The 25,433-nt window shown below is 55.6% G+C and carries 32 protein-coding genes; all 32 read left to right on the top strand.

Features of this window, described 5'->3' with window-relative positions; all coding sequences use genetic code 11:
• Positions 1-144: 144 nt before the first annotated feature.
• The 32 genes from rpoB (at position 145) to rpsD (ending at position 25,426) form a co-directional block, all read left to right on the top strand.
• Positions 145-4,218 (top strand): DNA-directed RNA polymerase subunit beta, encoded by a 4,074-nt coding sequence (gene rpoB, locus ABCR88_RS29620; protein WP_011063779.1) that lies wholly within the window; start codon positions 145-147, stop codon positions 4,216-4,218.
• Positions 4,219-4,282: 64 nt separating this feature from the next.
• On the top strand, positions 4,283-8,482 hold the full coding sequence (rpoC, locus tag ABCR88_RS29615) for a DNA-directed RNA polymerase subunit beta' (RefSeq protein WP_011063778.1): 4,200 nt from the start codon (positions 4,283-4,285) through the stop codon (positions 8,480-8,482).
• Between the two features lie 201 nt (positions 8,483-8,683).
• Positions 8,684-9,055: a 30S ribosomal protein S12 gene (rpsL, locus tag ABCR88_RS29610; RefSeq protein WP_003186084.1), complete on the top strand. Its 372-nt coding sequence runs from the start codon at positions 8,684-8,686 to the stop codon at positions 9,053-9,055.
• A gap of 111 nt (positions 9,056-9,166) precedes the next feature.
• Positions 9,167-9,637, top strand: a complete 471-nt coding sequence (gene rpsG, locus ABCR88_RS29605) for a 30S ribosomal protein S7 (RefSeq protein WP_007925959.1) — start codon at positions 9,167-9,169, stop codon at positions 9,635-9,637.
• Positions 9,638-9,667: 30 nt separating this feature from the next.
• Complete coding sequence (gene fusA, locus ABCR88_RS29600) at positions 9,668-11,815, top strand: elongation factor G (RefSeq protein ID WP_011063777.1); 2,148 nt, start codon at positions 9,668-9,670, stop codon at positions 11,813-11,815.
• Positions 11,816-11,849: 34 nt separating this feature from the next.
• Positions 11,850-13,043, top strand: a complete 1,194-nt coding sequence (gene tuf, locus ABCR88_RS29595; RefSeq protein ID WP_011063776.1) for an elongation factor Tu — start codon at positions 11,850-11,852, stop codon at positions 13,041-13,043.
• Positions 13,044-13,183: 140 nt separating this feature from the next.
• Complete coding sequence (rpsJ, locus tag ABCR88_RS29590; RefSeq protein ID WP_003186070.1) at positions 13,184-13,495, top strand: 30S ribosomal protein S10; 312 nt, start codon at positions 13,184-13,186, stop codon at positions 13,493-13,495.
• An 80-nt stretch (positions 13,496-13,575) separates the two neighbouring features.
• Positions 13,576-14,211, top strand: a complete 636-nt coding sequence (gene rplC / locus ABCR88_RS29585) for a 50S ribosomal protein L3 (protein WP_007924205.1) — start codon at positions 13,576-13,578, stop codon at positions 14,209-14,211.
• A gap of 12 nt (positions 14,212-14,223) precedes the next feature.
• A complete protein-coding gene (gene rplD / locus ABCR88_RS29580; RefSeq protein ID WP_007924200.1) occupies positions 14,224-14,826 on the top strand; it encodes a 50S ribosomal protein L4 in 603 nt (200 codons plus the stop codon).
• The gene (rplW, locus tag ABCR88_RS29575) at positions 14,823-15,122 is read left to right on the top strand and encodes a 50S ribosomal protein L23 (protein WP_002555488.1); all 300 of its coding nucleotides are present in this window, start codon (positions 14,823-14,825) and stop codon (positions 15,120-15,122) included. The genes rplD and rplW overlap by 4 nt, the downstream gene beginning before the upstream one ends.
• 14 nt (positions 15,123-15,136) lie before the next feature.
• Positions 15,137-15,961 carry a 50S ribosomal protein L2 gene (gene rplB / locus ABCR88_RS29570; RefSeq protein WP_011063775.1) on the top strand — a complete coding sequence of 275 codons (825 nt, stop codon included), beginning with the start codon at positions 15,137-15,139 and terminating at the stop codon, positions 15,959-15,961.
• A gap of 16 nt (positions 15,962-15,977) precedes the next feature.
• Positions 15,978-16,253: a 30S ribosomal protein S19 gene (rpsS, locus tag ABCR88_RS29565; protein WP_002555486.1), complete on the top strand. Its 276-nt coding sequence runs from the start codon at positions 15,978-15,980 to the stop codon at positions 16,251-16,253.
• A gap of 13 nt (positions 16,254-16,266) precedes the next feature.
• Complete coding sequence (gene rplV / locus ABCR88_RS29560; RefSeq protein WP_003103908.1) at positions 16,267-16,599, top strand: 50S ribosomal protein L22; 333 nt, start codon at positions 16,267-16,269, stop codon at positions 16,597-16,599.
• 13 nt (positions 16,600-16,612) lie between these two features.
• Positions 16,613-17,299: a 30S ribosomal protein S3 gene (rpsC, locus tag ABCR88_RS29555; protein WP_007924192.1), complete on the top strand. Its 687-nt coding sequence runs from the start codon at positions 16,613-16,615 to the stop codon at positions 17,297-17,299.
• Positions 17,300-17,311: 12 nt separating this feature from the next.
• Positions 17,312-17,725: a 50S ribosomal protein L16 gene (gene rplP, locus ABCR88_RS29550; protein WP_003228729.1), complete on the top strand. Its 414-nt coding sequence runs from the start codon at positions 17,312-17,314 to the stop codon at positions 17,723-17,725.
• Positions 17,725-17,916, top strand: coding sequence for a 50S ribosomal protein L29 (rpmC, locus tag ABCR88_RS29545; protein ID WP_002555481.1), 192 nt, complete (start codon positions 17,725-17,727; stop codon positions 17,914-17,916). The genes rplP and rpmC overlap by 1 nt, the downstream gene beginning before the upstream one ends.
• Positions 17,917-17,918: 2 nt before the next feature.
• Entirely contained in the window at positions 17,919-18,185 is a 267-nt protein-coding gene (rpsQ, locus tag ABCR88_RS29540; protein ID WP_003194644.1) for a 30S ribosomal protein S17, read from the top strand.
• Between the two features lie 23 nt (positions 18,186-18,208).
• The gene (gene rplN / locus ABCR88_RS29535; RefSeq protein WP_011063774.1) at positions 18,209-18,577 is read left to right on the top strand and encodes a 50S ribosomal protein L14; all 369 of its coding nucleotides are present in this window, start codon (positions 18,209-18,211) and stop codon (positions 18,575-18,577) included.
• A gap of 11 nt (positions 18,578-18,588) precedes the next feature.
• Positions 18,589-18,903: a 50S ribosomal protein L24 gene (gene rplX, locus ABCR88_RS29530; protein WP_010443924.1), complete on the top strand. Its 315-nt coding sequence runs from the start codon at positions 18,589-18,591 to the stop codon at positions 18,901-18,903.
• 20 nt (positions 18,904-18,923) lie between these two features.
• A complete protein-coding gene (gene rplE / locus ABCR88_RS29525; RefSeq protein ID WP_003210069.1) occupies positions 18,924-19,463 on the top strand; it encodes a 50S ribosomal protein L5 in 540 nt (179 codons plus the stop codon).
• A 13-nt stretch (positions 19,464-19,476) separates the two neighbouring features.
• Entirely contained in the window at positions 19,477-19,782 is a 306-nt protein-coding gene (rpsN, locus tag ABCR88_RS29520; protein ID WP_003228726.1) for a 30S ribosomal protein S14, read from the top strand.
• Between the two features lie 207 nt (positions 19,783-19,989).
• Positions 19,990-20,382: a 30S ribosomal protein S8 gene (gene rpsH / locus ABCR88_RS29515; protein WP_011063773.1), complete on the top strand. Its 393-nt coding sequence runs from the start codon at positions 19,990-19,992 to the stop codon at positions 20,380-20,382.
• A gap of 12 nt (positions 20,383-20,394) precedes the next feature.
• Positions 20,395-20,928, top strand: coding sequence for a 50S ribosomal protein L6 (gene rplF, locus ABCR88_RS29510; RefSeq protein WP_007924185.1), 534 nt, complete (start codon positions 20,395-20,397; stop codon positions 20,926-20,928).
• Positions 20,929-20,938: 10 nt separating this feature from the next.
• Entirely contained in the window at positions 20,939-21,289 is a 351-nt protein-coding gene (rplR, locus tag ABCR88_RS29505; RefSeq protein ID WP_003186037.1) for a 50S ribosomal protein L18, read from the top strand.
• Positions 21,290-21,292: 3 nt separating this feature from the next.
• On the top strand, positions 21,293-21,793 hold the full coding sequence (gene rpsE, locus ABCR88_RS29500; RefSeq protein WP_007924184.1) for a 30S ribosomal protein S5: 501 nt from the start codon (positions 21,293-21,295) through the stop codon (positions 21,791-21,793).
• 2 nt (positions 21,794-21,795) lie between these two features.
• Positions 21,796-21,972: a 50S ribosomal protein L30 gene (gene rpmD / locus ABCR88_RS29495; RefSeq protein WP_003176408.1), complete on the top strand. Its 177-nt coding sequence runs from the start codon at positions 21,796-21,798 to the stop codon at positions 21,970-21,972.
• 3 nt (positions 21,973-21,975) lie between these two features.
• Positions 21,976-22,410 (top strand): 50S ribosomal protein L15, encoded by a 435-nt coding sequence (gene rplO / locus ABCR88_RS29490; RefSeq protein WP_007924183.1) that lies wholly within the window; start codon positions 21,976-21,978, stop codon positions 22,408-22,410.
• The gene (gene secY / locus ABCR88_RS29485) at positions 22,411-23,739 is read left to right on the top strand and encodes a preprotein translocase subunit SecY (RefSeq protein WP_003210064.1); all 1,329 of its coding nucleotides are present in this window, start codon (positions 22,411-22,413) and stop codon (positions 23,737-23,739) included. It abuts the gene before it with no gap.
• Between the two features lie 24 nt (positions 23,740-23,763).
• Positions 23,764-23,880, top strand: coding sequence for a 50S ribosomal protein L36 (gene rpmJ / locus ABCR88_RS29480; protein ID WP_002555468.1), 117 nt, complete (start codon positions 23,764-23,766; stop codon positions 23,878-23,880).
• A gap of 130 nt (positions 23,881-24,010) precedes the next feature.
• A complete protein-coding gene (rpsM, locus tag ABCR88_RS29475) occupies positions 24,011-24,367 on the top strand; it encodes a 30S ribosomal protein S13 (protein ID WP_003186020.1) in 357 nt (118 codons plus the stop codon).
• Positions 24,368-24,397: 30 nt separating this feature from the next.
• Positions 24,398-24,787: a 30S ribosomal protein S11 gene (gene rpsK / locus ABCR88_RS29470; protein ID WP_007924177.1), complete on the top strand. Its 390-nt coding sequence runs from the start codon at positions 24,398-24,400 to the stop codon at positions 24,785-24,787.
• A gap of 18 nt (positions 24,788-24,805) precedes the next feature.
• Positions 24,806-25,426 (top strand): 30S ribosomal protein S4, encoded by a 621-nt coding sequence (rpsD, locus tag ABCR88_RS29465; protein WP_011063772.1) that lies wholly within the window; start codon positions 24,806-24,808, stop codon positions 25,424-25,426.
• Positions 25,427-25,433: the final 7 nt, after the last annotated feature.

The following is a 25,433-nucleotide window of genomic DNA, read 5'->3' as shown; positions in this document are numbered from 1 at the left end:
GTTATTGGCGACCGACTGGGTCGGTGCCAGTAACGTGCTGTAGCCCACCCTGTGCGGTGGCGCAAACCAAAGGGTTTGCACGATTTTCTGGCTGCTCCCGTCGGGAGGAGCCGAATAAGCAGGTGACCAAGCTGGGGAACGCTGATGGCTTACTCATATACTGAGAAAAAACGTATCCGCAAGGACTTTAGCAAGTTGCCGGACGTCATGGATGTGCCGTACCTCCTGGCCATCCAGCTGGATTCGTATCGTGAATTCTTGCAAGCGGGAGCGACTAAAGATCAGTTCCGCGACGTGGGCCTGCATGCGGCCTTCAAATCCGTTTTCCCGATCATCAGCTACTCCGGCAATGCTGCGTTGGAGTATGTCGGTTATCGCCTGGGCGAACCGGCGTTTGATGTTAAAGAATGCGTGTTGCGTGGTGTAACTTACGCCGTACCTTTGCGGGTAAAAGTCCGTCTGATCATTTTCGACAAAGAATCGTCGAACAAAGCGATCAAGGACATCAAAGAGCAAGAAGTCTACATGGGTGAGATTCCCCTGATGACTGAGAACGGTACCTTCGTAATCAACGGTACCGAGCGTGTAATCGTTTCCCAGCTGCACCGTTCCCCTGGCGTATTCTTCGACCACGACCGTGGCAAGACGCACAGCTCCGGTAAGCTGCTGTATTCCGCGCGGATCATTCCTTACCGCGGTTCGTGGCTGGACTTCGAGTTCGACCCGAAAGACTGCGTGTTCGTCCGTATCGACCGTCGTCGCAAGCTGCCGGCATCGGTTCTGCTGCGCGCGCTGGGCTATACCACTGAAGAAGTGCTGGACGCTTTCTACACCACCAACGTATTCCACGTGAAAGGCGAGAGCCTGAGCCTGGAGCTGGTGCCTCAGCGCCTGCGTGGTGAGATTGCCGTTCTGGACATTCAGGATGACAAGGGCAAGGTTATTGTCGAGCAGGGTCGTCGTATCACCGCTCGTCACATCAACCAGCTGGAAAAAGCCGGTATCAAAGAGCTGGATGTACCTCTGGACTACGTCCTGGGTCGTACCACTGCCAAGGCTATCGTGCACCCGGCTACCGGTGAAATCCTGGCAGAGTGCAACACCGAGCTGAACACCGAGATCCTGGCGAAAATCGCCAAGGCTCAGGTCGTTCGCATTGAGACTCTGTACACCAACGACATCGACTGCGGTCCGTTCGTCTCTGACACTCTGAAGATCGACTCCACCAGCAACCAATTGGAAGCCCTGGTCGAGATCTATCGCATGATGCGTCCTGGCGAGCCACCGACCAAAGATGCTGCCGAGACTCTGTTCAACAACCTGTTCTTCAGCCCTGAGCGGTATGATCTGTCCGCCGTTGGCCGGATGAAGTTCAACCGTCGTATCGGTCGTACCGAGATCGAAGGTTCCGGCGTTCTGTGCAAAGAAGACATCGTTGCCGTACTGAAGACTCTGGTCGACATCCGTAACGGTAAAGGCATCGTCGACGACATCGACCACCTGGGTAACCGTCGTGTTCGCTGTGTTGGCGAAATGGCCGAGAACCAGTTCCGCGTCGGCCTGGTGCGTGTAGAGCGTGCGGTCAAAGAGCGCCTGTCGATGGCTGAAAGCGAAGGCCTGATGCCGCAAGACCTGATCAATGCCAAGCCAGTGGCTGCGGCAGTGAAAGAGTTCTTCGGTTCCAGCCAGCTGTCCCAGTTCATGGACCAGAACAACCCGCTGTCCGAGATCACCCACAAGCGTCGTGTTTCTGCACTTGGCCCAGGTGGTCTGACCCGTGAGCGTGCAGGCTTCGAAGTCCGTGACGTACACCCGACCCACTACGGTCGTGTATGCCCGATTGAAACGCCGGAAGGTCCGAACATCGGTCTGATCAACTCCCTGGCGGCCTATGCGCGCACCAACCAGTACGGCTTCCTCGAGAGCCCGTACCGTGTGGTGAAAGACGCTCTGGTAACCGACGAGATCGTGTTCCTGTCCGCTATCGAAGAGGCCGATCACGTGATCGCCCAGGCTTCGGCGACGATGAACGACAAAGGTCAGTTGGTCGATGAGCTGGTAGCTGTTCGTCACTTGAACGAATTCACCGTCAAGGCGCCGGAAGACGTCACCTTGATGGACGTTTCGCCGAAGCAGGTAGTTTCGGTTGCAGCGTCGCTGATTCCGTTCCTCGAGCACGACGACGCCAACCGTGCATTGATGGGTTCCAACATGCAGCGTCAGGCTGTACCGACCCTGCGTGCTGACAAGCCGCTGGTAGGTACCGGCATGGAGCGCAACGTTGCCCGTGACTCCGGCGTTTGCGTCGTGGCTCGTCGTGGCGGTGTGATCGACTCGGTCGATGCCAGCCGTATCGTGGTTCGTGTTGCTGATGACGAAGTTGAAACCGGTGAAGCCGGTGTCGACATCTACAACCTGACCAAGTACACCCGCTCGAACCAGAACACCTGCATCAACCAGCGTCCGCTGGTGAGCAAGGGTGATCGTGTTCAGCGCAGCGACATCATGGCCGATGGTCCGTCCACCGATATGGGTGAACTGGCTCTGGGTCAGAACATGCGTATCGCGTTCATGGCGTGGAACGGCTTCAACTTCGAAGACTCCATCTGCCTGTCCGAGCGTGTGGTTCAGGAAGACCGTTTCACCACGATCCACATCCAGGAACTGACCTGTGTGGCTCGTGACACCAAGCTTGGCCCAGAGGAAATCACTGCGGACATCCCGAACGTGGGTGAGGCTGCACTGAACAAGCTGGACGAAGCCGGTATCGTTTATGTAGGTGCTGAAGTTGGCGCAGGCGACATCCTGGTGGGCAAGGTCACTCCGAAAGGCGAGACCCAGCTGACTCCGGAAGAGAAACTGCTGCGTGCGATCTTCGGTGAAAAAGCCAGCGACGTTAAAGACACCTCCCTGCGTGTGCCTACTGGTACCAAGGGCACCGTCATTGACGTACAGGTCTTCACTCGTGACGGCGTTGAGCGTGATGCTCGTGCACTGTCGATCGAGAAGAGCCAGCTGGACGAGATCCGCAAGGACCTGAACGAAGAGTTCCGCATTGTTGAAGGTGCGACCTTCGAACGTCTGCGCTCCGCTCTGGTCGGCCATAAAGCCGAAGGCGGCGCCGGCCTGAAGAAAGGTCAGGAAATCACCGACGAAGTTCTCGACGGTCTTGAGCACGGCCAGTGGTTCAAACTGCGCATGGCTGAAGATGCTCTGAACGAGCAGCTCGAGAAGGCCCAGGCCTACATCGTTGATCGTCGCCGTCTGCTGGACGACAAGTTCGAAGACAAGAAGCGCAAGCTGCAGCAGGGCGATGACCTGGCTCCAGGCGTGCTGAAAATCGTCAAGGTCTACCTGGCAATCCGTCGCCGCATCCAGCCGGGCGACAAGATGGCCGGTCGTCACGGTAACAAGGGTGTGGTCTCCGTGATCATGCCGGTTGAAGACATGCCGCACGATGCCAATGGCACCCCGGTCGACGTAGTCCTCAACCCGCTGGGCGTACCTTCGCGTATGAACGTTGGTCAGATCCTCGAAACTCACCTGGGCCTCGCGGCCAAAGGTCTGGGCGAGAAGATCAATCGCATGGTCGAAGAGCAGCGCAAGGTCGCAGAACTGCGTACCTTCCTGGACGAGATCTACAACCAGATCGGCGGTCGTAACGAAGACCTGGACAGCTTCTCCGATCAGGAGATCCTGGATCTGGCGAACAACCTGCGCGGCGGTGTTCCGATGGCCACTCCGGTGTTCGACGGTGCCAAGGAAAGCGAAATCAAGGCCATGCTGAAACTGGCAGACCTGCCAGAAAGCGGCCAGATGCAACTGACCGACGGCCGTACCGGCAACAAGTTCGAGCGTCCAGTTACCGTTGGCTACATGTACATGCTGAAACTGAACCACTTGGTAGACGACAAGATGCACGCTCGTTCTACTGGTTCGTACAGCCTGGTTACCCAGCAGCCGCTGGGTGGTAAGGCGCAGTTCGGTGGTCAGCGTTTCGGGGAGATGGAGGTCTGGGCACTGGAAGCATACGGTGCTGCATACACTCTGCAAGAAATGCTCACAGTGAAGTCGGACGATGTGAACGGTCGTACCAAGATGTACAAAAACATCGTGGACGGCGATCACCGTATGGAGCCGGGCATGCCCGAGTCCTTCAACGTGTTGATCAAAGAAATTCGTTCCCTCGGCATCGATATCGATCTGGAAACCGAATAACACGTGACGCGAATCGAGAGCGGGGCAGGATTGCCCGCTCTCTGCTCCGCCAGGAGGAAAGGCCTTGAAAGACCTACTGAATTTGCTGAAAAACCAGGGTCAAGTCGAAGAGTTCGACGCCATCCGTATCGGATTGGCCTCGCCTGAGATGATCCGTTCGTGGTCGTTCGGTGAAGTTAAAAAGCCGGAAACCATCAACTACCGTACGTTCAAGCCTGAGCGTGACGGCCTGTTCTGCGCCAAGATCTTTGGCCCGGTAAAGGATTACGAGTGCCTGTGCGGTAAGTACAAGCGCTTGAAGCATCGCGGCGTGATCTGCGAGAAGTGCGGCGTTGAAGTTGCGCTGGCCAAGGTTCGTCGTGAGCGCATGGCGCACATCGAACTGGCTTCGCCGGTTGCCCACATCTGGTTCCTGAAATCGCTGCCGTCCCGTATCGGCTTGCTGATGGACATGACTCTGCGTGATATCGAGCGCGTTCTCTACTTCGAGAGCTACGTCGTTATCGATCCAGGCATGACCACCCTTGAAAAAGGTCAGCTGCTGAACGATGAGCAGTACTTCGAAGCGCTGGAAGAGTTCGGCGATGACTTCGACGCCCGCATGGGTGCCGAGGCTGTCCGCGAGCTGCTGCACGCTATCGACCTGGAGCACGAGATTGGCCGTCTGCGTGAAGAGATTCCGCAAACCAACTCGGAAACCAAGATCAAGAAGCTGTCCAAGCGTCTGAAGTTGATGGAAGCCTTCCAGGGTTCCGGCAACCTGCCAGAGTGGATGGTGCTGACCGTTCTGCCGGTTCTGCCGCCAGATCTGCGTCCACTGGTCCCGCTGGATGGCGGTCGTTTCGCGACTTCCGACCTCAACGATCTGTATCGTCGAGTGATCAACCGTAACAACCGTTTGAAGCGCCTGCTGGATCTGTCCGCTCCGGACATCATCGTGCGCAACGAAAAGCGTATGTTGCAGGAAGCTGTCGATGCACTGCTCGACAACGGTCGTCGTGGCCGCGCTATCACCGGTTCCAACAAGCGTCCTCTGAAATCCCTGGCTGACATGATCAAGGGTAAGCAAGGTCGTTTCCGTCAGAACTTGCTCGGTAAGCGTGTTGACTACTCCGGTCGTTCGGTAATTACCGTAGGTCCGACCCTGCGTCTGCACCAGTGCGGTCTGCCGAAGAAGATGGCTCTCGAGTTGTTCAAGCCGTTCATCTTCGGCAAGTTGGAAATGCGTGGCCTGGCCACCACCATCAAAGCTGCCAAGAAGATGGTCGAGCGCGAACTGCCAGAGGTTTGGGACGTTCTCGCTGAAGTGATCCGTGAACACCCGGTTCTCCTCAACCGTGCACCGACCCTTCACCGTCTGGGTATCCAGGCGTTTGAACCGGTACTGATCGAAGGTAAGGCTATCCAGCTGCACCCTCTGGTCTGTGCTGCGTACAACGCCGACTTCGACGGCGACCAAATGGCCGTGCACGTGCCGCTGACACTGGAAGCCCAGTTGGAAGCGCGTGCGTTGATGATGTCGACCAACAACATTCTGTCGCCAGCCAACGGTGAGCCAATCATCGTTCCGTCGCAGGACGTTGTATTGGGTCTGTACTACATGACCCGTGAAGCGATCAACGCCAAGGGCGAAGGTCGTGTGTTCGCGGACCTGCAGGAAGTCGACCGCGTATTCCGCGCCGGCGAAGCGGCTCTGCACGCCAAGATCAAGGTTCGCATCAGCGAAACCGTCAATGATCGTGATGGCGGCAGCGTGAGCGCCACCCGTATCGTCGACACCACTGTCGGCCGTGCTCTGCTGTTCCAGGTTGTGCCGAAGGGTCTGTCGTTCGACGTCGTCAACCTGCCGATGAAGAAGAAGGCGATCTCCAAGCTGATCAACCAGTGCTACCGCGTGGTTGGTCTGAAAGAGACCGTGATCTTCGCTGACCAGTTGATGTACACCGGTTTCGCTTACTCGACCATTTCCGGCGTTTCCATCGGTGTTAACGACTTCGTTATCCCGGATGAAAAAGCTCGCATCATCGGTGCTGCCACCGACGAAGTGAAAGAAATCGAGAGCCAGTACGCCTCCGGCCTGGTAACCCAGGGCGAGAAGTACAACAAAGTGATCGACCTTTGGTCGAAGGCCAACGACGAAGTATCCAAGGCAATGATGGCCAACCTCTCGAAAGAGAAGGTCATCGACCGCAATGGCGACGAAGTCGAGCAAGAGTCGTTCAACTCGATGTACATGATGGCTGACTCGGGTGCGCGGGGTTCCGCAGCACAGATCCGTCAGTTGGCCGGTATGCGTGGTCTGATGGCCAAGCCGGACGGCTCCATCATCGAAACGCCGATTACTGCGAACTTCCGTGAAGGTCTGAGCGTACTCCAGTACTTCATCTCGACTCACGGTGCTCGTAAAGGTCTGGCGGATACCGCGTTGAAAACTGCGAACTCCGGTTACCTGACTCGTCGTCTGGTGGACGTTGCGCAGGATCTGGTTGTAACCGAGATCGATTGCGGCACCGAACACGGCCTGCTGATGACTCCGCACATTGAAGGCGGCGACGTTGTAGAGCCACTGGGTGAGCGCGTATTGGGTCGTGTTATCGCCCGCGACGTATTCAAGCCGGGTACCGAGGACGTCATCGTTCCTGCCGGCACCCTGGTAGACGAAAAGTGGGTTGAATTCATCGAGCTCAACAGCATCGACGAAGTGATCGTGCGTTCGCCGATCAGTTGCGAAACCCGCTATGGCATTTGCGCCAAGTGCTACGGCCGTGACCTGGCTCGTGGTCACCAGGTGAACATTGGTGAGGCGGTCGGCGTTATCGCTGCCCAATCCATCGGTGAGCCGGGTACCCAGCTGACCATGCGTACGTTCCACATTGGTGGTGCGGCAAGCCGTACTTCCGCAGCCGACAGCGTTCAGGTGAAGAATGGCGGTACCGTCCGTCTGCACAACCTGAAGCACGTTGAGCGTGTGGATGGCCACCTGGTTGCTGTGTCCCGTTCCGGTGAGCTGGCAATCGCTGATGACTTCGGTCGTGAGCGCGAGCGTTACAAGCTGCCGTACGGTGCTGTGATTTCGGTTAAAGAAGGTGACAAGGTCGACGCTGGCGCTATCGTGGCCAAGTGGGATCCGCACACTCACCCGATCGTTACCGAAATGAAAGGTACCGTGACCTACGTGGGCATGGAAGAAGGCATCACGATCAAGCGTCAGACTGACGAATTGACCGGTATGACCAACATTGAAGTGCTTGACGTCAAAGACCGTCCAGCTGCCGGCAAGGACATCCGTCCTGCTGTGAAGATGGTGGGTATGGATGGCAAGGATCTGCTGCTGCCAGGTACCGACGTACCGGCACAGTACTTCCTGCCGGCTAACGCCCTGGTCGGTGTTGCCGACGGTGCGCAGATTGCGATCGGTGATGTTATCGCTCGTATTCCGCAAGAAACTTCGAAGACCCGTGACATCACCGGTGGTCTGCCGCGTGTTGCCGACCTGTTCGAAGCTCGTCGTCCGAAGGAAGCGTCGATTCTGGCTGAAGTCAGCGGCACCATCGCGTTCGGTAAAGAGACCAAGGGCAAGCGCCGTCTGGTCATTACCCCGAACGACGGTAGCGATCCGTATGAAGAGCTGATTCCGAAGTGGCGTCACCTGAACGTCTTCGAAGGCGAACAAGTGAACCGCGGCGAAGTTATCTCCGACGGTCCGAGCGATCCACACGACATCCTGCGTCTGCTGGGTGTGAGTGCGCTGGCCAAGTACATCGTCAACGAGATCCAGGACGTTTACCGTCTGCAAGGCGTGAAGATCAACGACAAGCACATCGAGACCATCCTGCGTCAGATGCTGCGTAAGGTTGAAATCGCCGAGTCCGGCGACTCCAGCTTCATCAAGGGCGACCAGATGGAACTGACTCACGTACTGGTAGAAAACGAGCGTCTGAGCACCGAAGACAAGTTCGTCGCCAAGTTCACCCGCGTACTGCTGGGTATCACCAAGGCGTCCTTGTCCACCGAATCGTTCATCTCGGCGGCCTCTTTCCAAGAGACCACCCGTGTACTGACCGAAGCGGCGGTAACTGGCAAGCGCGACTACCTGCGTGGCCTGAAAGAAAACGTGGTCGTGGGTCGTCTGATCCCGGCCGGTACTGGCCTGGCGTACCACAGCGAGCGTAAGCGTCGTCGTGATGCAGACAAGCCGCTGCGCGTAAGCGCAAGCGAAGTCGAAGCAGCACTGACTGAAGCGCTGAACTCCAGCGGTAATTGAGGTCTGCGGTAGATTGAGACGGGGCCCCGGCTTTTTCGATTGAGAATCAAGACACTTTTTGTCGAGGTTCGCTGATCGGGGAGGCCGGGGCCTTGCCTTGACTGGGGGCAAGATCCTCTTTAGACTCTTGTACCCCTAAATTTGGTGGAGCTCCTGCTCTGCCATTTTGTTTATGTCGAAAGACAACAGTGGAGCTAGTAGATGGCAACTATCAACCAGCTGGTACGTCAGCCGCGTAAGCGTATCGTCGAGAAATCCGACGTGCCTGCGCTGCAGAACTGCCCGCAACGTCGTGGCGTGTGCACTCGCGTGTATACCACTACGCCGAAAAAACCTAACTCGGCACTGCGTAAAGTGTGCCGTGTGCGTCTGACCAACGGTTTCGAGGTTTCCTCGTACATCGGCGGTGAAGGCCACAACCTGCAAGAGCACAGCGTCGTACTGATTCGCGGCGGCCGTGTAAAAGACTTGCCAGGTGTTCGTTACCACACCGTTCGCGGCTCCCTGGATACTTCCGGCGTTAAAGGTCGTAACCAAGGTCGTTCGAAGTACGGTACCAAGCGTCCGAAGTAATCGGTCGTTTTGCAGTTTTTAATTATATTGAGTCGATAAGAGTAAGGTCGGGCACGCGTCCATTGGATCAACTGTCCCGAGCTAACCTGAAGACCGTTTGAGGGCTTATCAATGCCAAGACGTCGCGTAGCAGCCAAACGTGAGATTCTGGACGATCCGAAATACGGAAGCCAGATCCTCGCCAAGTTCATGAACCACGTAATGGAAAGCGGCAAGAAAGCCGTTGCCGAGCGTATCGTTTATGGCGCGCTGGAAAAAGTTAAAGAGCGCAAGAACAGCGATCCCCTGGAAATCTTCGAGAAAGCTCTCGACGCCATCGCTCCGCTGGTCGAAGTGAAGTCGCGCCGTGTAGGCGGTGCTACTTACCAGGTTCCGGTCGAAGTTCGTCCGTCCCGTCGTAACGCTCTGGCAATGCGCTGGTTGGTAGACTTCGCCCGCAAGCGCGGCGAGAAGTCTATGGCTCTGCGTTTGGCTGGCGAACTGCTGGACGCTGCCGAAGGCAAAGGTGCTGCAGTTAAGAAGCGTGAAGACGTTCACCGTATGGCTGAAGCCAACAAGGCTTTCTCGCACTACCGCTTCTAATATCGGCATCATTCATTTTGCGAGGGCTTTATGGCTCGTACTACAGCAATCAACCGCTACCGTAACATCGGTATCTGTGCCCACGTTGACGCGGGCAAGACTACCACTACCGAGCGGATCCTGTTCTACACAGGTCTCAGCCACAAGATGGGTGAGGTGCATGACGGCGCTGCGACCACCGACTGGATGGTGCAGGAGCAGGAGCGGGGTATCACCATTACCTCCGCTGCTGTAACTACCTTCTGGAAAGGTTCGCGCGGCCAATACGATAACTATCGTGTAAACGTTATCGATACCCCTGGCCACGTTGACTTCACCATTGAAGTAGAGCGCTCTCTGCGTGTACTCGACGGCGCGGTCGTTGTGTTCTGCGGTACTTCCGGTGTTGAGCCTCAGTCTGAAACCGTATGGCGTCAAGCCAACAAGTACGGTGTTCCACGTGTTGTTTACGTGAACAAGATGGACCGTGCCGGTGCCAACTTCCTGCGCGTTGTTGGCCAGATCAAGAACCGCCTGGGTCATACCCCGGTTCCGGTCCAGCTGGCTATCGGTGCTGAAGATAACTTCGAAGGTCAGGTTGATCTGATCAAGATGAAGGCTATCTACTGGAACGACGACGACAAGGGTACTACCTATCGCGAGGAAGAAATTCCTGCCGATATGCTGGACCTGGCTAACGAGTGGCGCTCCAACATGGTTGAAGCTGCTGCTGAAGCCAACGAAGAGCTGATGAACAAGTACCTTGAAGAAGGTGACCTGACTGTCGAAGAGATCAAGGCCGGTCTGCGTGCGCGCACCCTGGCTAGCGAGATCGTTCCGGCCGTCTGCGGTTCGTCGTTCAAGAACAAGGGCGTTCCCCTGGTTCTCGATGCTGTTATCGACTTCCTGCCTGCTCCTACCGAGATCCCGGCGATCAAGGGTATCCATCCGGATCTCATCGAGAAGCCGAAGGATGAGCTGGTAGAGGCCGACTACGACGAGCGTCATGCTGACGATGCTGAACCGTTCTCGGCTCTGGCATTCAAGATTGCTACCGACCCGTTCGTTGGTACTCTGACTTTCGTGCGCGTTTACTCGGGCTTCCTGAGCTCGGGCGACTCCGTGATCAACTCGGTCAAGGGCAAGAAAGAGCGCGTTGGTCGTATGGTGCAGATGCACGCCAACCAGCGTGAAGAGATCAAAGAGGTACGTGCAGGCGACATCGCTGCTCTGATCGGCATGAAGGACGTCACCACTGGTGACACTCTGTGCGATCTCGACAAGCAGATCATTCTTGAGCGTATGGACTTCCCTGAGCCTGTAATTTCGGTAGCGGTAGAGCCGAAAACCAAGCAGGACCAGGAAAAGATGGGTATTGCACTGGGCAAGCTGGCTCAGGAAGACCCGTCGTTCCGCGTCAAGACCGACGAAGAGACTGGCCAGACCATCATCTCCGGTATGGGTGAGCTGCACCTGGACATCCTCGTTGACCGCATGAAGCGCGAGTTCAACGTCGAAGCCAACATCGGCAAGCCGCAGGTTTCGTATCGCGAGAAGATCAGCAAGAGCAACGTCGAGATCGAAGGCAAGTTCGTTCGTCAGTCCGGCGGTCGCGGTCAGTTCGGTCACTGCTGGATCCGTTTCTCGGAGCCAGACGTCGATGCGAACGGCAACATCACCGAAGGTCTGGTCTTCACCAACGAAGTTGTTGGTGGTGTGGTTCCTAAGGAATACATCCCGGCTATCCAGAAGGGTATCGAAGAGCAGATGAAGAACGGCGTCGTTGCCGGTTATCCGCTGATCGGCCTGAAGGCTACCGTGTTTGATGGTTCCTACCACGACGTCGACTCCAACGAGATGGCGTTCAAGGTGGCAGCCTCCATGGCGACCAAGCAGCTGGCCCAGAAGGGTGGCGGCGTTGTGCTCGAGCCGATCATGAAGGTTGAAGTTGTAACCCCAGAGGACTACATGGGTGACGTGATGGGTGACCTGAACCGTCGTCGTGGTCTGATTCAGGGTATGGATGACTCGGTGTCCGGCAAGGTTATCCGTGCTGAAGTGCCACTGGGTGAAATGTTCGGTTATGCAACTGACGTTCGTTCCATGTCTCAGGGTCGCGCGAGCTACTCCATGGAATTCTCCAAATACGCCGAAGCTCCGTCGAACATCGTCGAAGCTCTCGTTAAAAAACAAGGCTGATTCAGTCTCCCCTTTAGGCTAGGAGTTAATTGTCGTGGCTAAAGAAAAATTTGAACGTAACAAACCGCACGTCAACGTTGGCACTATCGGTCACGTTGACCATGGTAAAACCACTCTGACCGCTGCTCTGACTCGCGTTTGCTCCGAAGTTTTCGGTTCGGCTCGTGTTGACTTCGACAAGATCGACAGCGCCCCAGAAGAAAAAGCTCGTGGTATCACCATCAACACCGCGCACGTAGAGTACGACTCGAACATTCGTCACTACGCGCACGTTGACTGCCCAGGTCACGCCGACTACGTCAAAAACATGATCACTGGTGCTGCCCAGATGGACGGCGCGATCCTGGTTTGCTCGGCTGCCGATGGTCCGATGCCACAAACTCGTGAGCACATCCTGCTGTCCCGTCAGGTAGGCGTTCCGTACATTGTTGTCTTCCTGAACAAGGCTGACATGGTTGACGACGCTGAGCTGCTGGAACTGGTTGAGATGGAAGTGCGCGATCTGCTGAGCACTTACGACTTCCCAGGTGACGACACTCCGATCATCATCGGTTCGGCTCTGATGGCTCTGAACGGCCAAGACGACAACGAAATGGGTACCACCGCTGTTAAGCGTCTGGTAGAAACTCTGGATACCTACATCCCAGAGCCAGAGCGTGCAATCGACAAGCCGTTCCTGATGCCAATCGAAGACGTATTCTCGATCTCCGGCCGTGGCACCGTGGTAACTGGTCGTGTTGAGCGTGGTATCGTTCGCATCCAGGAAGAGGTTGAGATCGTTGGTCTGCGCGACACTCAGAAAACTACCTGCACCGGCGTTGAAATGTTCCGCAAGCTGCTCGACGAAGGTCGTGCTGGCGAGAACTGCGGCGTTCTGCTGCGTGGTACCAAGCGTGACGACGTTGAGCGTGGCCAGGTTCTGGTTAAGCCAGGCACCGTTAAGCCGCACACCAAGTTCACCGCTGAAGTTTACGTTCTGAGCAAGGAAGAAGGCGGCCGTCATACTCCGTTCTTCAAAGGCTACCGTCCACAGTTCTACTTCCGTACTACTGACGTGACTGGTAACTGCGAGCTGCCAGAAGGCGTTGAAATGGTAATGCCAGGTGACAACATCCAGATGACTGTCACTCTGATCAAAACCATCGCGATGGAAGATGGTCTGCGTTTCGCTATCCGTGAAGGCGGTCGTACCGTCGGCGCTGGCGTCGTAGCCAAAGTCATCGAGTAATCGACGACTCATGAAGAAGCCCCCGCTTGCGGGGGCTTTTTTATTGGGTTGACACTCTGTGGGGCCGTCTATAGAATTGCGCCTCCTTTTAACGGGCGTATTGCGCCCGGTGGGAATAGCAGCCTGGAGTCTGAAATCCAATGCAAAATCAGCAAATCCGTATCAGGTTGAAGGCTTTCGACCATCGCCTGATCGACCAATCCACCCAGGAAATCGTGGAAACCGCGAAACGTACTGGTGCTCAAGTGCGTGGTCCAATTCCACTGCCTACCCGTAAAGAGCGGTTCACCGTTCTGGTCTCCCCGCACGTCAACAAAGACGCGCGTGACCAGTACGAGATCCGTACTCATAAGCGCGTACTGGACATCGTCCAGCCAACGGATAAAACCGTTGATGCTCTTATGAAGCTTGATCTTGCGGCAGGTGTGGAAGTGCAGATCAGCCTCGGCTAAGACTCGGTCTTAGTCGTGTAACGCTCTGAAATGGGCGGCCATAGCGGGTGAAAGCCCCGTACACTCATGAGGTTTACAACATGACTATTGGTGTAGTCGGTCGTAAATGCGGTATGACCCGTATTTTCACCGAAGAAGGTGTCTCCATTCCGGTCACGGTCATTGAGATCGAGCCGAATCGCGTCACCCAGTTCAAAACTGAAGAAACCGATGGCTATCGTGCAGTGCAGGTCACTGTAGGTGAGCGTCGTGCTTCGCGCGTGACTGCTGCTCAAGCAGGTCACTTCGCTAAAGCGAACGTTGCTGCCGGTCGTGGCGTTTGGGAATTCCGTCTTGAAGAAGGCGAGTACCAAGCTGGCGATCTGATCAATGCAGAAATCTTCGCTGCTGGCCAACTGGTAGACGTTACCGGTCAGTCGAAAGGTAAAGGCTTCGCCGGTACCATCAAGCGTTGGAATTTCCGCGGTCAAGATAACACCCACGGTAACTCCGTTTCCCACCGCGTCCCGGGCTCTATTGGCCAGTGCCAGACTCCTGGTCGTGTATTCAAGGGCAAAAAAATGTCCGGTCATATGGGCGCTGAGCGCGTGACCGTGCAGTCCCTGGAAGTAGTGCGCGTCGACGCTGAACGCAATCTGTTGTTGGTCAAGGGTGCTGTTCCTGGCGCTACTGGCGGCAACCTGGTTGTACGTCCGGCGGCCAAGGCTCGCGGTTAAGGGGAAGCTGACATGCAATTAAATGTAAATGACGCTCAAGCGATCGAAGTTTCCGAACTGACATTTGGCGGCGAATTCAACGAGACGCTGGTTCACCAAGCAGTCGTGGCCTACATGGCCGGCGGCCGTCAAGGTAGCAAGCAGCAAAAGACCCGTTCCGACGTTTCCGGTGGCGGCAAGCGCCCATGGCGTCAGAAAGGTACTGGCCGTGCTCGTGCCGGTACTATCCGTAGCCCAATCTGGCGTGGCGGCGGTACCACTTTCGCAGCTCGTCCTCAGGATCACTCCCAGAAGCTGAACAAGAAGATGTATCGCGCAGCAATGCGTTCCATCCTTGCTGAGCTGGTGCGTACTGATCGTCTGGTCGTGGTTCAGGATTTCGCTGTTGAAACTCCGAAAACCAAAGATCTGCTGGGCAAGCTGAACAACATGAGCCTGACCGACGTTCTGATCGTGTCGGACGCTGTTGATCAGAACCTGTACCTGGCTGCTCGTAACCTGCCACACGTTGATGTTCGTGACGTGCAAGGTTCCGATCCAGTTAGTCTGATCGCATACGACAAAGTGTTGATCACTGTGTCGGCCGTGAAGAAATTCGAGGAGCTGCTGGGATGAACCAGGAACGCGTATTTAAAGTTCTGCTTGGCCCGCACGTTTCCGAGAAGGCTACGGTTCTGGCAGACAAGAAAGGCCAGTTCGTTTTCAAGGTTGCTACTGACGCAACCAAGCTGGAAATCAAGAAGGCCGTCGAAAGCCTGTTCAGCGTGAAAGTGGAGCGCGTTACTACCCTGAACGTTCTGGGTAAGAGCAAGCGTACCGCTCGCGGTCTGGGCAAGCGTAATGACTGGAAGAAGGCAGTTATCTCCCTTCAGCCAGGCCAAGATCTCGATTTCAGCAGCAGTGCTGAGTAAGGAAGGGGTGCATCATGGCAATCGTTAAATGCAAACCGACTTCCCCTGGCCGCCGTTTTGTGGTCAAGGTGGTCAACCAGGAGCTGCATAAAGGCGCTCCTCACGCACCGCTGCTCGAGAAGAAATCGAAGTCTGGTGGTCGTAACAACAATGGCCGCATTACCACTCGTCACGTTGGTGGTGGTCACAAGCAGCATTATCGTCTGGTCGACTTCCGTCGCAACGACAAAGATGGCATCGCTGCCACTGTCGAGCGTATCGAATACGATCCAAACCGTACTGCTCACATCGCTCTGCTGCTGTACGCAGATGGCGAGCGTCGCTACATCATCGCCCCTAAAGGCGTGAGCGCTGGCGACCAGCTGATCGCAGGTGCTCTGGCACCGATCAAGCCGGGCAACGCTCTGCAACTGCGCAACATTCCAGTTGGTAGCACCGTACACGGCATCGAACTGAAGCCAGGTAAAGGCGCGCAAATCGCTCGTTCGGCTGGTGCTTCGGCTCAGCTGGTCGCTCGTGAAGGTGTCTACGTGACCCTGCGTCTGCGTTCTGGTGAGATGCGTAAAGTGCTGGCTGAATGCCGCGCGACCCTGGGCGAAGTCTCGAACTCCGAGCACAGCCTGCGTTCGCTGGGTAAAGCTGGTGCCAAACGCTGGCGTGGCGTTCGCCCAACCGTTCGTGGTGTTGCCATGAACCCGGTTGACCACCCACATGGTGGTGGTGAAGGTCGTACCTCTGGTGGTCGTCATCCGGTATCGCCATGGGGCTTCCCGACTAAGGGCGCGAAGACTCGTGGTAATAAGCGTACCGACAAAATGATCGTCCGTCGTCGCAAGTAAATAGAGGGATACGACAGTGCCACGTTCTCTGAAAAAAGGTCCTTTTATTGATCTTCACCTACTGAAGAAGATCGAAGTGGCGGCGGAAAAGAACGATCGCAAACCAGTTAAGACCTGGTCGCGCCGTTCCATGATCCTGCCACAAATGGTCGGTCTGACCATTGCTGTGCATAACGGTCGTCAACATGTTCCAGTTCTCGTGAACGAAGACATGGTCGGCCACAAACTGGGCGAGTTCGCCGGTACCCGTACATATCGCGGGCACGTGGCTGACAAGAAAGCCAAGCGTTAAGGGGTAAGGAATGATGGAAGTAGCCGCTAAGTTGTCGGGCGCTCGAATCTCCGCCCAGAAAGCCCGCTTGGTCGCCGACCAGATCCGCGGGAAGAAGGTGGGCGAAGCGCTCAACCTGTTGGCTTTCAGCAGTAAGAAAGCCGCCGAGATCATGAAGAAAGTGCTGGAGTCGGCCGTAGCCAACGCCGAGCATAACGAAGGCGCAGACGTTGATGACCTGAAGGTCTCCACCGTTTTCGTCAACGAAGGGCGTTCGCTGAAGCGCATCATGCCACGTGCCAAAGGCCGTGCTGATCGCATCGTCAAGCGGTCTTGCCATATCACTGTCAAGGTTGCTGACAAGTAACGGAGTCGAAGAGATGGGTCAGAAAGTACATCCCATTGGCATTCGCCTGGGAATCGTCAAGGAGCACACCTCCGTCTGGTACGCAGACGGTCGGACTTATGCGGACTATTTGCTCGCAGATCTGAATGTGCGTGAGTATCTCCAAGACAAACTAAAAAGCGCGTCCGTAAGCCGTATCGATATCCATCGTCCGGCACAAACTGCACGCATCACCATCCACACCGCTCGTCCCGGCATCGTGATCGGCAAGAAAGGTGAAGATGTTGAGAAGCTGCGTCAGGACCTGACCAAGCAAATGGGTGTGCCTGTGCACATCAATATCGAAGAGATCCGCAAGCCGGAGCTCGACGGTATGCTGGTTGCGCAGAGCGTAGCTCAGCAGCTGGAGCGTCGCGTAATGTTCCGTCGTGCTATGAAGCGCGCCGTACAGAACGCCATGCGCATTGGTGCCAAAGGCATCAAAATCCAAGTGAGCGGTCGTCTCGGCGGTGCTGAAATCGCACGTACTGAATGGTATCGCGAAGGTCGTGTGCCGCTGCACACCCTGCGTGCCGATATCGACTATGCCACCTACGAAGCTCACACCACTTACGGTGTGATCGGTGTGAAGGTTTGGATCTTCAAAGGCGAAGTAATTGGTGGTCGCCAAGAAGAGCTGAAGCCGCAAGCACCTGCGCCTCGTAAAAAAGCTGCTAAGTAAGGGGTACGCCAAATGTTGCAACCAAAGCGTACGAAGTTCCGCAAGCAAATGACCGGCCACAACCGTGGTCTGGCATTGCGCGGTAGCAAAGTCAGCTTCGGCGAGTTCGCGCTGAAGTCTGTTGCTCGTGGTCGTCTCACCGCTCGTCAGATCGAGTCAGCGCGTCGTGCTCTGACCCGTCACGTAAAACGTGGTGGCAAGATCTGGATCCGTGTATTCCCGGACAAGCCTATTTCCAAAAAGCCTCTCGAAGTTCGGATGGGTAAAGGTAAGGGTAACGTCGAATACTGGGTAGCCCAGATTCAGCCAGGCAAAGTCCTGTATGAAATCGAGGGTGTTTCTGAAGAGCTGGCGCGTGAGGCTTTCGCCCTGGCTGCTGCAAAGCTGCCGCTCGCCACCTCCTTTGTTAAACGGACGGTGATGTGATGAAAGCGAATGAACTTCGTGAAAAATCCGCACAGCAGCTGAACGAGCAACTGCTCGGCCTGCTGCGCGACCAGTTCAATCTGCGTATGCAGAAAGCAACTGGCCAGTTGGGGCAGTCTCATCTGCTCTCGCAAGTTAAGCGTGACATCGCTCGCGTGAAGACTGTGCTCAACCAGCAGGCAGGTAAGTAATCATGGCTGAAGCCGAAAAAACTGTCCGTACGCTGACTGGCCGTGTTGTCAGCGACAAGATGGACAAGACCATCACCGTTCTGATCGAGCGTCGCGTTAAGCACCCTATCTACGGTAAATACGTTAAGCGTTCGACTAAGCTGCACGCGCACGACGAAACCAACCAGTGCCACATCGGCGACAAAGTCACTATTCGTGAAACTCGTCCGATGGCCAAGACCAAGTCTTGGGCCCTGGTTGATGTTCTCGAACGCGCTGTGGAAGTCTAAGGGCTAGGGGTCGGAGAAATTATATGATTCAGACTCAATCCATGCTCGATGTGGCCGATAACAGCGGCGCTCGCCGCGTTATGTGCATCAAGGTGCTGGGTGGCTCCCATCGTCGTTACGCTGGTATCGGTGACATCATCAAAGTTACCGTCAAGGAAGCAATTCCTCGCGGTAAGGTGAAAAAAGGCCAAGTGATGACTGCTGTTGTAGTCCGCACTCGCCATGGTGTTCGTCGTGCAGACGGCTCCATCATCCGCTTTGATGGCAACGCTGCTGTTCTGTTGAACAACAAGCAAGAGCCGATCGGCACCCGTATCTTTGGGCCAGTGACCCGTGAACTTCGCAACGAGAAGTTCATGAAGATCGTCTCGCTCGCCCCAGAAGTGCTGTAAGGAGATCCGACATGCAAAAGATTCGTCGTGACGACGAGATCATCGTGATCGCCGGCAAAGACAAAGGTAAGCGCGGTAAGGTGCTTAAGGTTCTGGCTGACGACCGTCTGGTCGTCGGTGGCCTGAACCTGGTCAAGCGTCATACCAAGCCTAACCCGATGTCGGGCGTACAGGGCGGTATCGTCGAGAAAGAAGCGCCACTGCACGCTTCCAACGTCGCCATTTTCAACAGCGAAACCAACAAGGCTGACCGCGTTGGTTTCAAAGTAGAAGACGGCAAAAAAATTCGTGTCTTCAAGTCGACCCAAAAAGCGGTTGATGCTTGAACACTGCTAGGTAGAAGACCATGGCACGACTAAAAGAGATTTACCGGAAGGAAATCGCTCCGAAACTTAAGGAAGAACTTAAGCTTTCGAACGTGATGGAAGTTCCGCGCGTTACCAAAATCACCCTGAACATGGGTCTGGGCGAAGCAATCGGCGACAAAAAAGTCATCGAGCATGCTGTTGCTGACCTGGAAAAGATCACCGGCCAGAAAGTCGTTGTGACCTACGCTCGTAAATCCATCGCTGGCTTCAAAGTCCGCGAAGGATGGCCGATCGGCGTCAAAGTGACCCTGCGCCGTGAGCGTATGTACGAGTTCCTGGATCGTCTGCTGTCGATCTCCCTGCCTCGGGTTCGCGACTTCCGCGGCCTGAATGCCAAGTCCTTCGATGGTCGTGGCAACTACAGCATGGGCGTTAAAGAGCAGATCATTTTCCCGGAAATCGATTACGACAAGATCGATGCTCTCCGCGGTCTGGACATTACCCTGACCACCACTGCTAAGAACGATGACGAAGGCCGCGCTCTGCTGCGTGCTTTCAAATTCCCGTTCCGCAACTGATTGGAGTAGGAAAATGGCCAAGAAGAGCATGAAGAACCGTGAGCTGAAGCGTCAGCTCACCGTTGCCAAGTACGCCACCAAGCGTGCAGCGCTGAAAGCTATCATCGTGGATCTGAACGCAAGTCCAGAAGCTCGTTGGGAAGCTACCGTAGCTCTGCAGAAGCAGCCACGTGATGCAAGCGCTTCGCGCATGCGTAACCGCTGCCGCCTGACTGGTCGTCCGCACGGCGTTTACCGCAAGTTCGGCCTGGGCCGTAACAAGCTGCGTGAAGCTGCAATGCGTGGTGACGTACCAGGTCTGGTTAAAGCCAGCTGGTAATAGCTATCAAAGTCTCGGTGTTCGGGCTCGCAAGATCCCGATCGCCGGTGGCCTTGAACGTGAATCAAGCCCCTTTTGGGGCTTGATTCATTTCTGGGGTGTGTCTAGAATGACCGGCTCGCCTGAGCCCGTGTTTTTTGCCCGGAATTTCTCGGCGACAGTTGTAGCCGCAAGGCTAATTCTTTTTGTATCAGGAGCATCTAGCCCATGAGTATGCAGGACCCGTTAGCGGACATGCTAACTCGAATCCGTAATGCCCAGATGGCTGAAAAGTCCGTCGTAAGCATGCCGTCTTCCACGCTGAAGGTGGCTGTAGCAAAAGTCCTGAAGGACGAAGGTTACATCGCGGGTTATCAGATCAGCAGCGAAATCAAACCTCTGCTGTCCATCGAGCTGAAGTACTTCGAAGGCCGTCCGGTCATCGAAGAAGTGAAGCGCGTTAGCCGTCCAGGCCTGCGTCAGTACAAGTCCGTTGAAGAACTGCCGAAAGTACGTGGCGGTCTTGGCGTGTCTATCGTCTCCACCAACAAGGGTGTGATGACTGATCGTGCTGCGCGCGCTGCCGGTGTCGGCGGCGAAGTTCTTTGCACTGTGTTCTAAGGGGGGATAAGCATGTCTCGCGTCGCTAAGAACCCCGTTAAGCTGCCAGCTGGTGTCGAAGTCAAATTCGCCGGCCAACAGCTTTCGGTGAAGGGTGCCAAGGGCACTCTCGAACTGAACGTACACTCGTCCGTTGAAATTGTTCAGGAAGCTGGTGAGCTGCGTTTCGCTGCTCGCAACGGCGACCAACAAACTCGCGCAATGGCCGGTACCACTCGTGCTCTGGTAAACAACATGGTCCAAGGCGTAAGCCAAGGCTTCGAGCGCAAGCTCCAGCTGGTCGGTGTTGGTTACAAGGCACAGGCAAAAGGCACAGTGCTGAACCTGGCCCTCGGCTTCTCGCATCCAGTGGATTACGAACTGCCGGAAGGCATCACCGCTGAGACTCCTAGCCAGACCGATATCCTGATCAAGGGCATCGATAAGCAGCTGGTAGGTCAAGTGGCCGCTGAGATCCGCGACTTCCGTCCACCAGAGCCTTACAAAGGCAAAGGTGTGCGCTACGCGGACGAAGTCGTCCGTCGTAAAGAAGCCAAGAAGAAGTAGGGCATAGCAAATGACCGACAAAAAAGTTACTCGACTGCGTCGCGCTCGCAAAGCACGCCTGAAAATGCACGAACTCGAAGTCGTGCGTCTCTGCGTGTTCCGCTCTTCGCAGCACATCTACGCCCAGGTCATTTCGGCCGACGGCAACAAAGTCCTGGCAAGTGCCTCGACTTTGGATAAAGAACTGCGTGATGGCGCCACTGGCAACATCGACGCGGCCACTAAGGTTGGCCAGCTGGTCGCTACGCGTGCGAAAGCCGCTGGCGTCTCGCAGGTGGCTTTCGACCGCTCTGGCTTCAAGTACCACGGCCGCGTCAAGGCGCTGGCTGATGCTGCTCGTGAAGCTGGGCTGGAGTTCTAAGTTATGTCAAATAACGACCAAAAGCGCGACGAAGGCTACATCGAGAAGCTGGTTCAAGTTAACCGCGTAGCCAAAACCGTAAAAGGCGGCCGTATCTTCACTTTCACCGCGTTGACCGTGGTTGGTGATGGTAAGGGCCGTGTTGGCTTCGGCCGTGGCAAGTCGCGTGAAGTGCCTGCTGCGATCCAGAAGGCAATGGAAGCTGCTCGCCGCAACATGATCCAAGTTGACCTGAACGGCACCACTCTGCAGTACGCAATGAAGTCCGCTCACGGTGCTTCCAAGGTGTACATGCAGCCTGCTTCTGAAGGTACCGGTATCATCGCTGGCGGCGCTATGCGTGCTGTCCTCGAGGTAGCTGGCGTTCAGAACGTTCTGGCCAAGTGCTACGGCTCGACTAACCCAGTAAACGTGGTTCACGCCACTTTCAAGGGTTTGAAAGCAATGCAGTCCCCTGAATCCATTGCCGCCAAGCGTGGCAAAAGCGTCCAGGAGATCATCTGATCATGGCTACCGTAAAAGTAACGCTGATCAAAAGCATGACCGGCCGTATCCCTAACCACAAACTGTGCGTTAAGGGTCTGGGTCTGCGTCGCATCGGTCACACTGTAGAAGTCCAGGATACTCCCGAGAATCGCGGGATGATCAACAAGGCTTACTACATGCTGCGTGTCGAGGGTTAATCGATGAAACTCAATGATCTGAGTCCAGCGCCGGGTTCCCGTCGTGAAAAGCATCGTCCGGGCCGTGGTATCGGTAGTGGTTTGGGTAAGACTGGTGGCCGTGGTCACAAAGGTCAGACTTCCCGCTCCGGTGGCACCATTGCTCCAGGCTTTGAAGGCGGTCAACAGCCGCTGCATCGTCGCCTGCCGAAGTTCGGTTTCGTTTCCCTGAAAGCCATGGATCGCGCAGAAGTGCGTCTCTCCGAGCTGGCTAAAGTGGAAGGCGACATCGTCACCGTGCAGTCCCTGAAAGATGCCAACGTGATTAACCAAAACGTTCAGCGTGTGAAAATCATGCTGTCCGGCGAAGTTACTCGCGCTGTGACCATCAAGGGTATCGCAGCCACCAAAGGTGCGCGTGCGGCTATCGAAGCAGCTGGCGGCAAGTTCGAGGAATAAATGGCTAAGCAAGGTGCTCTCTCTGCGCTCGGCAAAGGCGGTATGTCTGAACTTTGGGCTCGTCTGCGTTTTCTGTTCTTGGCGATTATCGTCTACCGAATAGGCGCACACATCCCGGTTCCAGGTATCAACCCTGACCGACTCGCGGACCTGTTTCGACAGAATGAGGGGACCATTCTTAGCTTGTTCAACATGTTTTCCGGCGGCGCGCTGGAACGGATGAGCATCTTTGCACTGGGGATCATGCCGTATATCTCGGCATCGATCATCATGCAGCTGATGACAGCCGTCAGCCCGCAGTTGGAGCAGTTGAAGAAGGAAGGTGAAGCTGGCCGTCGCAAGATCAGCCAGTACACCCGCTACGGCACTGTCATCCTGGCCCTGGTTCAAGCTATCGGCATGTCCGTTGGCTTGGCGGGTCAGGGTGTTGCGTTCACTGGTGACTTTGGCTTCCATTTCGTCGCGGTATCCACTTTTGTGGCTGGTGCGATGTTCATGATGTGGCTGGGTGAGCAGATTACTGAGCGTGGTGTTGGCAACGGTATCTCGATGTTGATTTTCGCAGGTATCGTCGCCGGTCTTCCGAGAGCGATCGGGCAGTCTTTCGAGTCTGCACGTCAGGGTGATATCAACATTTTTGCCCTGGTTGCGATCGGTTTGCTGGCAGTAGCGATTATCGGTTTTGTGGTGTTCATTGAGCGTGGTCAGCGTCGTATTGCTGTTCATTACGCCAAGCGTCAGCAGGGCCGCAAGGTATTTGCTGCGCAGACCAGCCACTTGCCGCTGAAAGTGAATATGGCCGGTGTTATTCCTGCTATCTTCGCGAGCAGCATTTTGCTGTTTCCGGCTTCGTTGGGTGCCTGGTTCGGTCAGTCTGAAGGTATGGGCTGGTTGCAGGACATCTCGCAGTCGATCGCTCCTGGTCAGCCGTTGAATATTCTGCTGTTTAGTGCAGGGATTATTTTCTTCTGCTTCTTCTATACGGCGTTGATGTTCAATCCGAAAGACGTAGCGGAAAACCTGAAGAAGTCCGGTGCCTTTATTCCGGGCATCCGTCCAGGTGAGCAGTCGGCGCGCTACATTGATGGCGTTCTGACTCGTTTGACCATGTTCGGTGCTCTATATATGACGGCCGTCTGCCTGTTGCCCCAGTTCCTGGTGGTTGCTGCAAACGTTCCGTTCTACCTTGGCGGGACCTCGTTGCTGATCGTGGTCGTGGTTGTTATGGACTTTATGTCGCAAGTACAATCGCACCTCGTTTCCCACCAGTACGAATCCCTGATGAAGAAAGCCAACCTGAAGGGTTACGGCAGCGGCATGCTGCGCTAATCCATAAGGTTCGAGGAGTTGGTGATGAAAGTTCGTGCATCGGTGAAAAAGCTGTGCCGTAACTGCAAGATTATTCGCCGCGAAGGTGTTGTTCGAGTAATTTGCAGCGCGGAACCGCGTCACAAACAGCGCCAAGGCTGAGTGTGATTGTGCTTCAAGCCCGGCAGCTAGTGTGCTGCCGGGTTGATTATTTGTTATTACAGCGATATTATCTCGCGCCCTATTTCTTGGCTTCCGGGGCGTAGGTAGCTGTCAATTGGAGTCCCACTGAATGGCCCGTATTGCAGGCGTTAACATTCCAGATAACAAGCATACTGTTATCTCGCTGACCTACATCTATGGTGTTGGTCGCACTACTGCGCAGAAAATCTGCGCGGTGACTGGGGTCAACCCAGCTGCGAAGATCAAGGATCTGAGCGACGAGCAAATTGAACAGCTGCGTGGCGAAGTGGCGAAGTTCACCACTGAAGGTGACCTGCGTCGCGAAATCAACATGAAAATCAAACGCTTGATGGATCTGGGCTGCTACCGCGGTCTGCGCCATCGTCGTGGTCTTCCAGTGCGCGGTCAGCGTACCAAGACCAACGCGCGTACTCGCAAAGGTCCGCGTAAGCCGATCCGCAAGTAATCGCACCAGCGAATCGACAGGAATTTAGTCATGGCAAAACCTGCTGCTCGTCCTCGTAAAAAGATTAAAAAGACAGTGGTTGATGGCATCGCCCACATCCACGCGTCTTTCAACAACACCATCGTGACCATCACCGACCGTCAAGGTAACGCTCTTTCCTGGGCAACCTCCGGTGGTTCGGGTTTCCGCGGTTCTCGCAAGTCCACCCCGTTCGCTGCTCAAGTAGCTGCTGAGCGTGCTGGTCAAGCTGCGCTGGAATATGGCCTGAAAAACCTCGACGTCAACGTCAAGGGTCCAGGTCCAGGTCGTGAATCCGCAGTCCGCGCTTTGAACGGCTGTGGCTACAAGATCGCCAGCATCACCGACGTGACGCCAATCCCGCACAACGGGTGCCGTCCGCCGAAGAAGCGCCGCGTGTAATCCAGGAGATTGTAAAGAATGGCTCGTTACATTGGTCCAAAATGCAAACTGGCTCGTCGCGAAGGCACCGATCTCTTCCTGAAGAGCGGCGTGCGCGCTATCGAATCCAAGTGCAACATCGAAGCAGCTCCTGGCATCCACGGCCAGCGTCGCGGTCGTCAATCCGACTACGGCACCCAGCTGCGTGAAAAGCAAAAAGTTCGTCGTATCTACGGCGTACTCGAGCGTCAATTCAGCGGCTACTACAAACAAGCAGCTGGCAAGAAGGGCGCAACCGGCGAAAACCTGTTGCAACTGCTCGAATGCCGTCTGGACAACGTTGTGTACCGCATGGGCTTCGGTTCTACTCGTGCCGAATCCCGTCAGCTGGTTTCGCACAAGTCGATCAGCGTGAACGGTCAGACCGTTAACGTTCCGTCCTACCAGGTTCGTGCTGGTGACGTGGTTGCTGTTCGCGAGAAAGCAAAAAATCAACTTCGCATTGTCCAAGCTCTCGATCTGTGTGCTCAACGTGGCCGCGTAGAATGGGTAGAAGTAGACACTGAGAAGAAGTCGGGCGTTTTCAAGAACGTTCCAGCTCGCAGTGATCTGTCCGCCGACATCAACGAAAGCCTGATTGTCGAGCTCTACTCCAAGTAAGGGCTAG

Origin of the sequence: Pseudomonas sp. W17 (genome assembly GCF_040268305.1) — a bacterium.
In the GTDB taxonomy this organism is placed as follows: Bacteria; Pseudomonadota; Gammaproteobacteria; order Pseudomonadales; family Pseudomonadaceae; genus Aquipseudomonas; species Aquipseudomonas protegens.
Note: the sequence above shows the minus strand (reverse complement) of the source record. Positions and strands in the feature narration are given on the sequence as shown.

Excerpts from the sequence above, each read along its gene's own strand:
- rpmJ (WP_002555468.1), top strand. The coding sequence starts at position 23,764 with ATGAAAGTTCGTGCATCGGTGAAAAAGCTGTGCCGTAACTGCAAGATT.
- rplX (WP_010443924.1), top strand. The coding sequence starts at position 18,589 with ATGCAAAAGATTCGTCGTGACGACGAGATCATCGTGATCGCCGGCAAA.
- rplP (WP_003228729.1), top strand. The coding sequence starts at position 17,312 with ATGTTGCAACCAAAGCGTACGAAGTTCCGCAAGCAAATGACCGGCCAC.
- rpsK (WP_007924177.1), top strand. The coding sequence starts at position 24,398 with ATGGCAAAACCTGCTGCTCGTCCTCGTAAAAAGATTAAAAAGACAGTG.
- rplV (WP_003103908.1), top strand. The coding sequence starts at position 16,267 with ATGGAAGTAGCCGCTAAGTTGTCGGGCGCTCGAATCTCCGCCCAGAAA.
- rpmC (WP_002555481.1), top strand. The coding sequence starts at position 17,725 with ATGAAAGCGAATGAACTTCGTGAAAAATCCGCACAGCAGCTGAACGAG.
- rpmD (WP_003176408.1), top strand. The coding sequence starts at position 21,796 with ATGGCTACCGTAAAAGTAACGCTGATCAAAAGCATGACCGGCCGTATC.
- rplB (WP_011063775.1), top strand. The coding sequence starts at position 15,137 with ATGGCAATCGTTAAATGCAAACCGACTTCCCCTGGCCGCCGTTTTGTG.
- rpoB (WP_011063779.1), top strand. The coding sequence starts at position 145 with ATGGCTTACTCATATACTGAGAAAAAACGTATCCGCAAGGACTTTAGC.
- rplD (WP_007924200.1), top strand. The coding sequence starts at position 14,224 with ATGCAATTAAATGTAAATGACGCTCAAGCGATCGAAGTTTCCGAACTG.
- rpsC (WP_007924192.1), top strand. The coding sequence starts at position 16,613 with ATGGGTCAGAAAGTACATCCCATTGGCATTCGCCTGGGAATCGTCAAG.
- rplF (WP_007924185.1), top strand. The coding sequence starts at position 20,395 with ATGTCTCGCGTCGCTAAGAACCCCGTTAAGCTGCCAGCTGGTGTCGAA.
- rpsH (WP_011063773.1), top strand. The coding sequence starts at position 19,990 with ATGAGTATGCAGGACCCGTTAGCGGACATGCTAACTCGAATCCGTAAT.
- rpsQ (WP_003194644.1), top strand. The coding sequence starts at position 17,919 with ATGGCTGAAGCCGAAAAAACTGTCCGTACGCTGACTGGCCGTGTTGTC.
- rplC (WP_007924205.1), top strand. The coding sequence starts at position 13,576 with ATGACTATTGGTGTAGTCGGTCGTAAATGCGGTATGACCCGTATTTTC.
- rplN (WP_011063774.1), top strand. The coding sequence starts at position 18,209 with ATGATTCAGACTCAATCCATGCTCGATGTGGCCGATAACAGCGGCGCT.
- rpsE (WP_007924184.1), top strand. The coding sequence starts at position 21,293 with ATGTCAAATAACGACCAAAAGCGCGACGAAGGCTACATCGAGAAGCTG.
- secY (WP_003210064.1), top strand. The coding sequence starts at position 22,411 with ATGGCTAAGCAAGGTGCTCTCTCTGCGCTCGGCAAAGGCGGTATGTCT.
- rpsL (WP_003186084.1), top strand. The coding sequence starts at position 8,684 with ATGGCAACTATCAACCAGCTGGTACGTCAGCCGCGTAAGCGTATCGTC.
- rplW (WP_002555488.1), top strand. The coding sequence starts at position 14,823 with ATGAACCAGGAACGCGTATTTAAAGTTCTGCTTGGCCCGCACGTTTCC.
- fusA (WP_011063777.1), top strand. The coding sequence starts at position 9,668 with ATGGCTCGTACTACAGCAATCAACCGCTACCGTAACATCGGTATCTGT.
- rpsD (WP_011063772.1), top strand. The coding sequence starts at position 24,806 with ATGGCTCGTTACATTGGTCCAAAATGCAAACTGGCTCGTCGCGAAGGC.
- rpsJ (WP_003186070.1), top strand. The coding sequence starts at position 13,184 with ATGCAAAATCAGCAAATCCGTATCAGGTTGAAGGCTTTCGACCATCGC.
- rplE (WP_003210069.1), top strand. The coding sequence starts at position 18,924 with ATGGCACGACTAAAAGAGATTTACCGGAAGGAAATCGCTCCGAAACTT.
- rplR (WP_003186037.1), top strand. The coding sequence starts at position 20,939 with ATGACCGACAAAAAAGTTACTCGACTGCGTCGCGCTCGCAAAGCACGC.
- rplO (WP_007924183.1), top strand. The coding sequence starts at position 21,976 with ATGAAACTCAATGATCTGAGTCCAGCGCCGGGTTCCCGTCGTGAAAAG.
- rpsM (WP_003186020.1), top strand. The coding sequence starts at position 24,011 with ATGGCCCGTATTGCAGGCGTTAACATTCCAGATAACAAGCATACTGTT.
- rpsG (WP_007925959.1), top strand. The coding sequence starts at position 9,167 with ATGCCAAGACGTCGCGTAGCAGCCAAACGTGAGATTCTGGACGATCCG.
- rpsN (WP_003228726.1), top strand. The coding sequence starts at position 19,477 with ATGGCCAAGAAGAGCATGAAGAACCGTGAGCTGAAGCGTCAGCTCACC.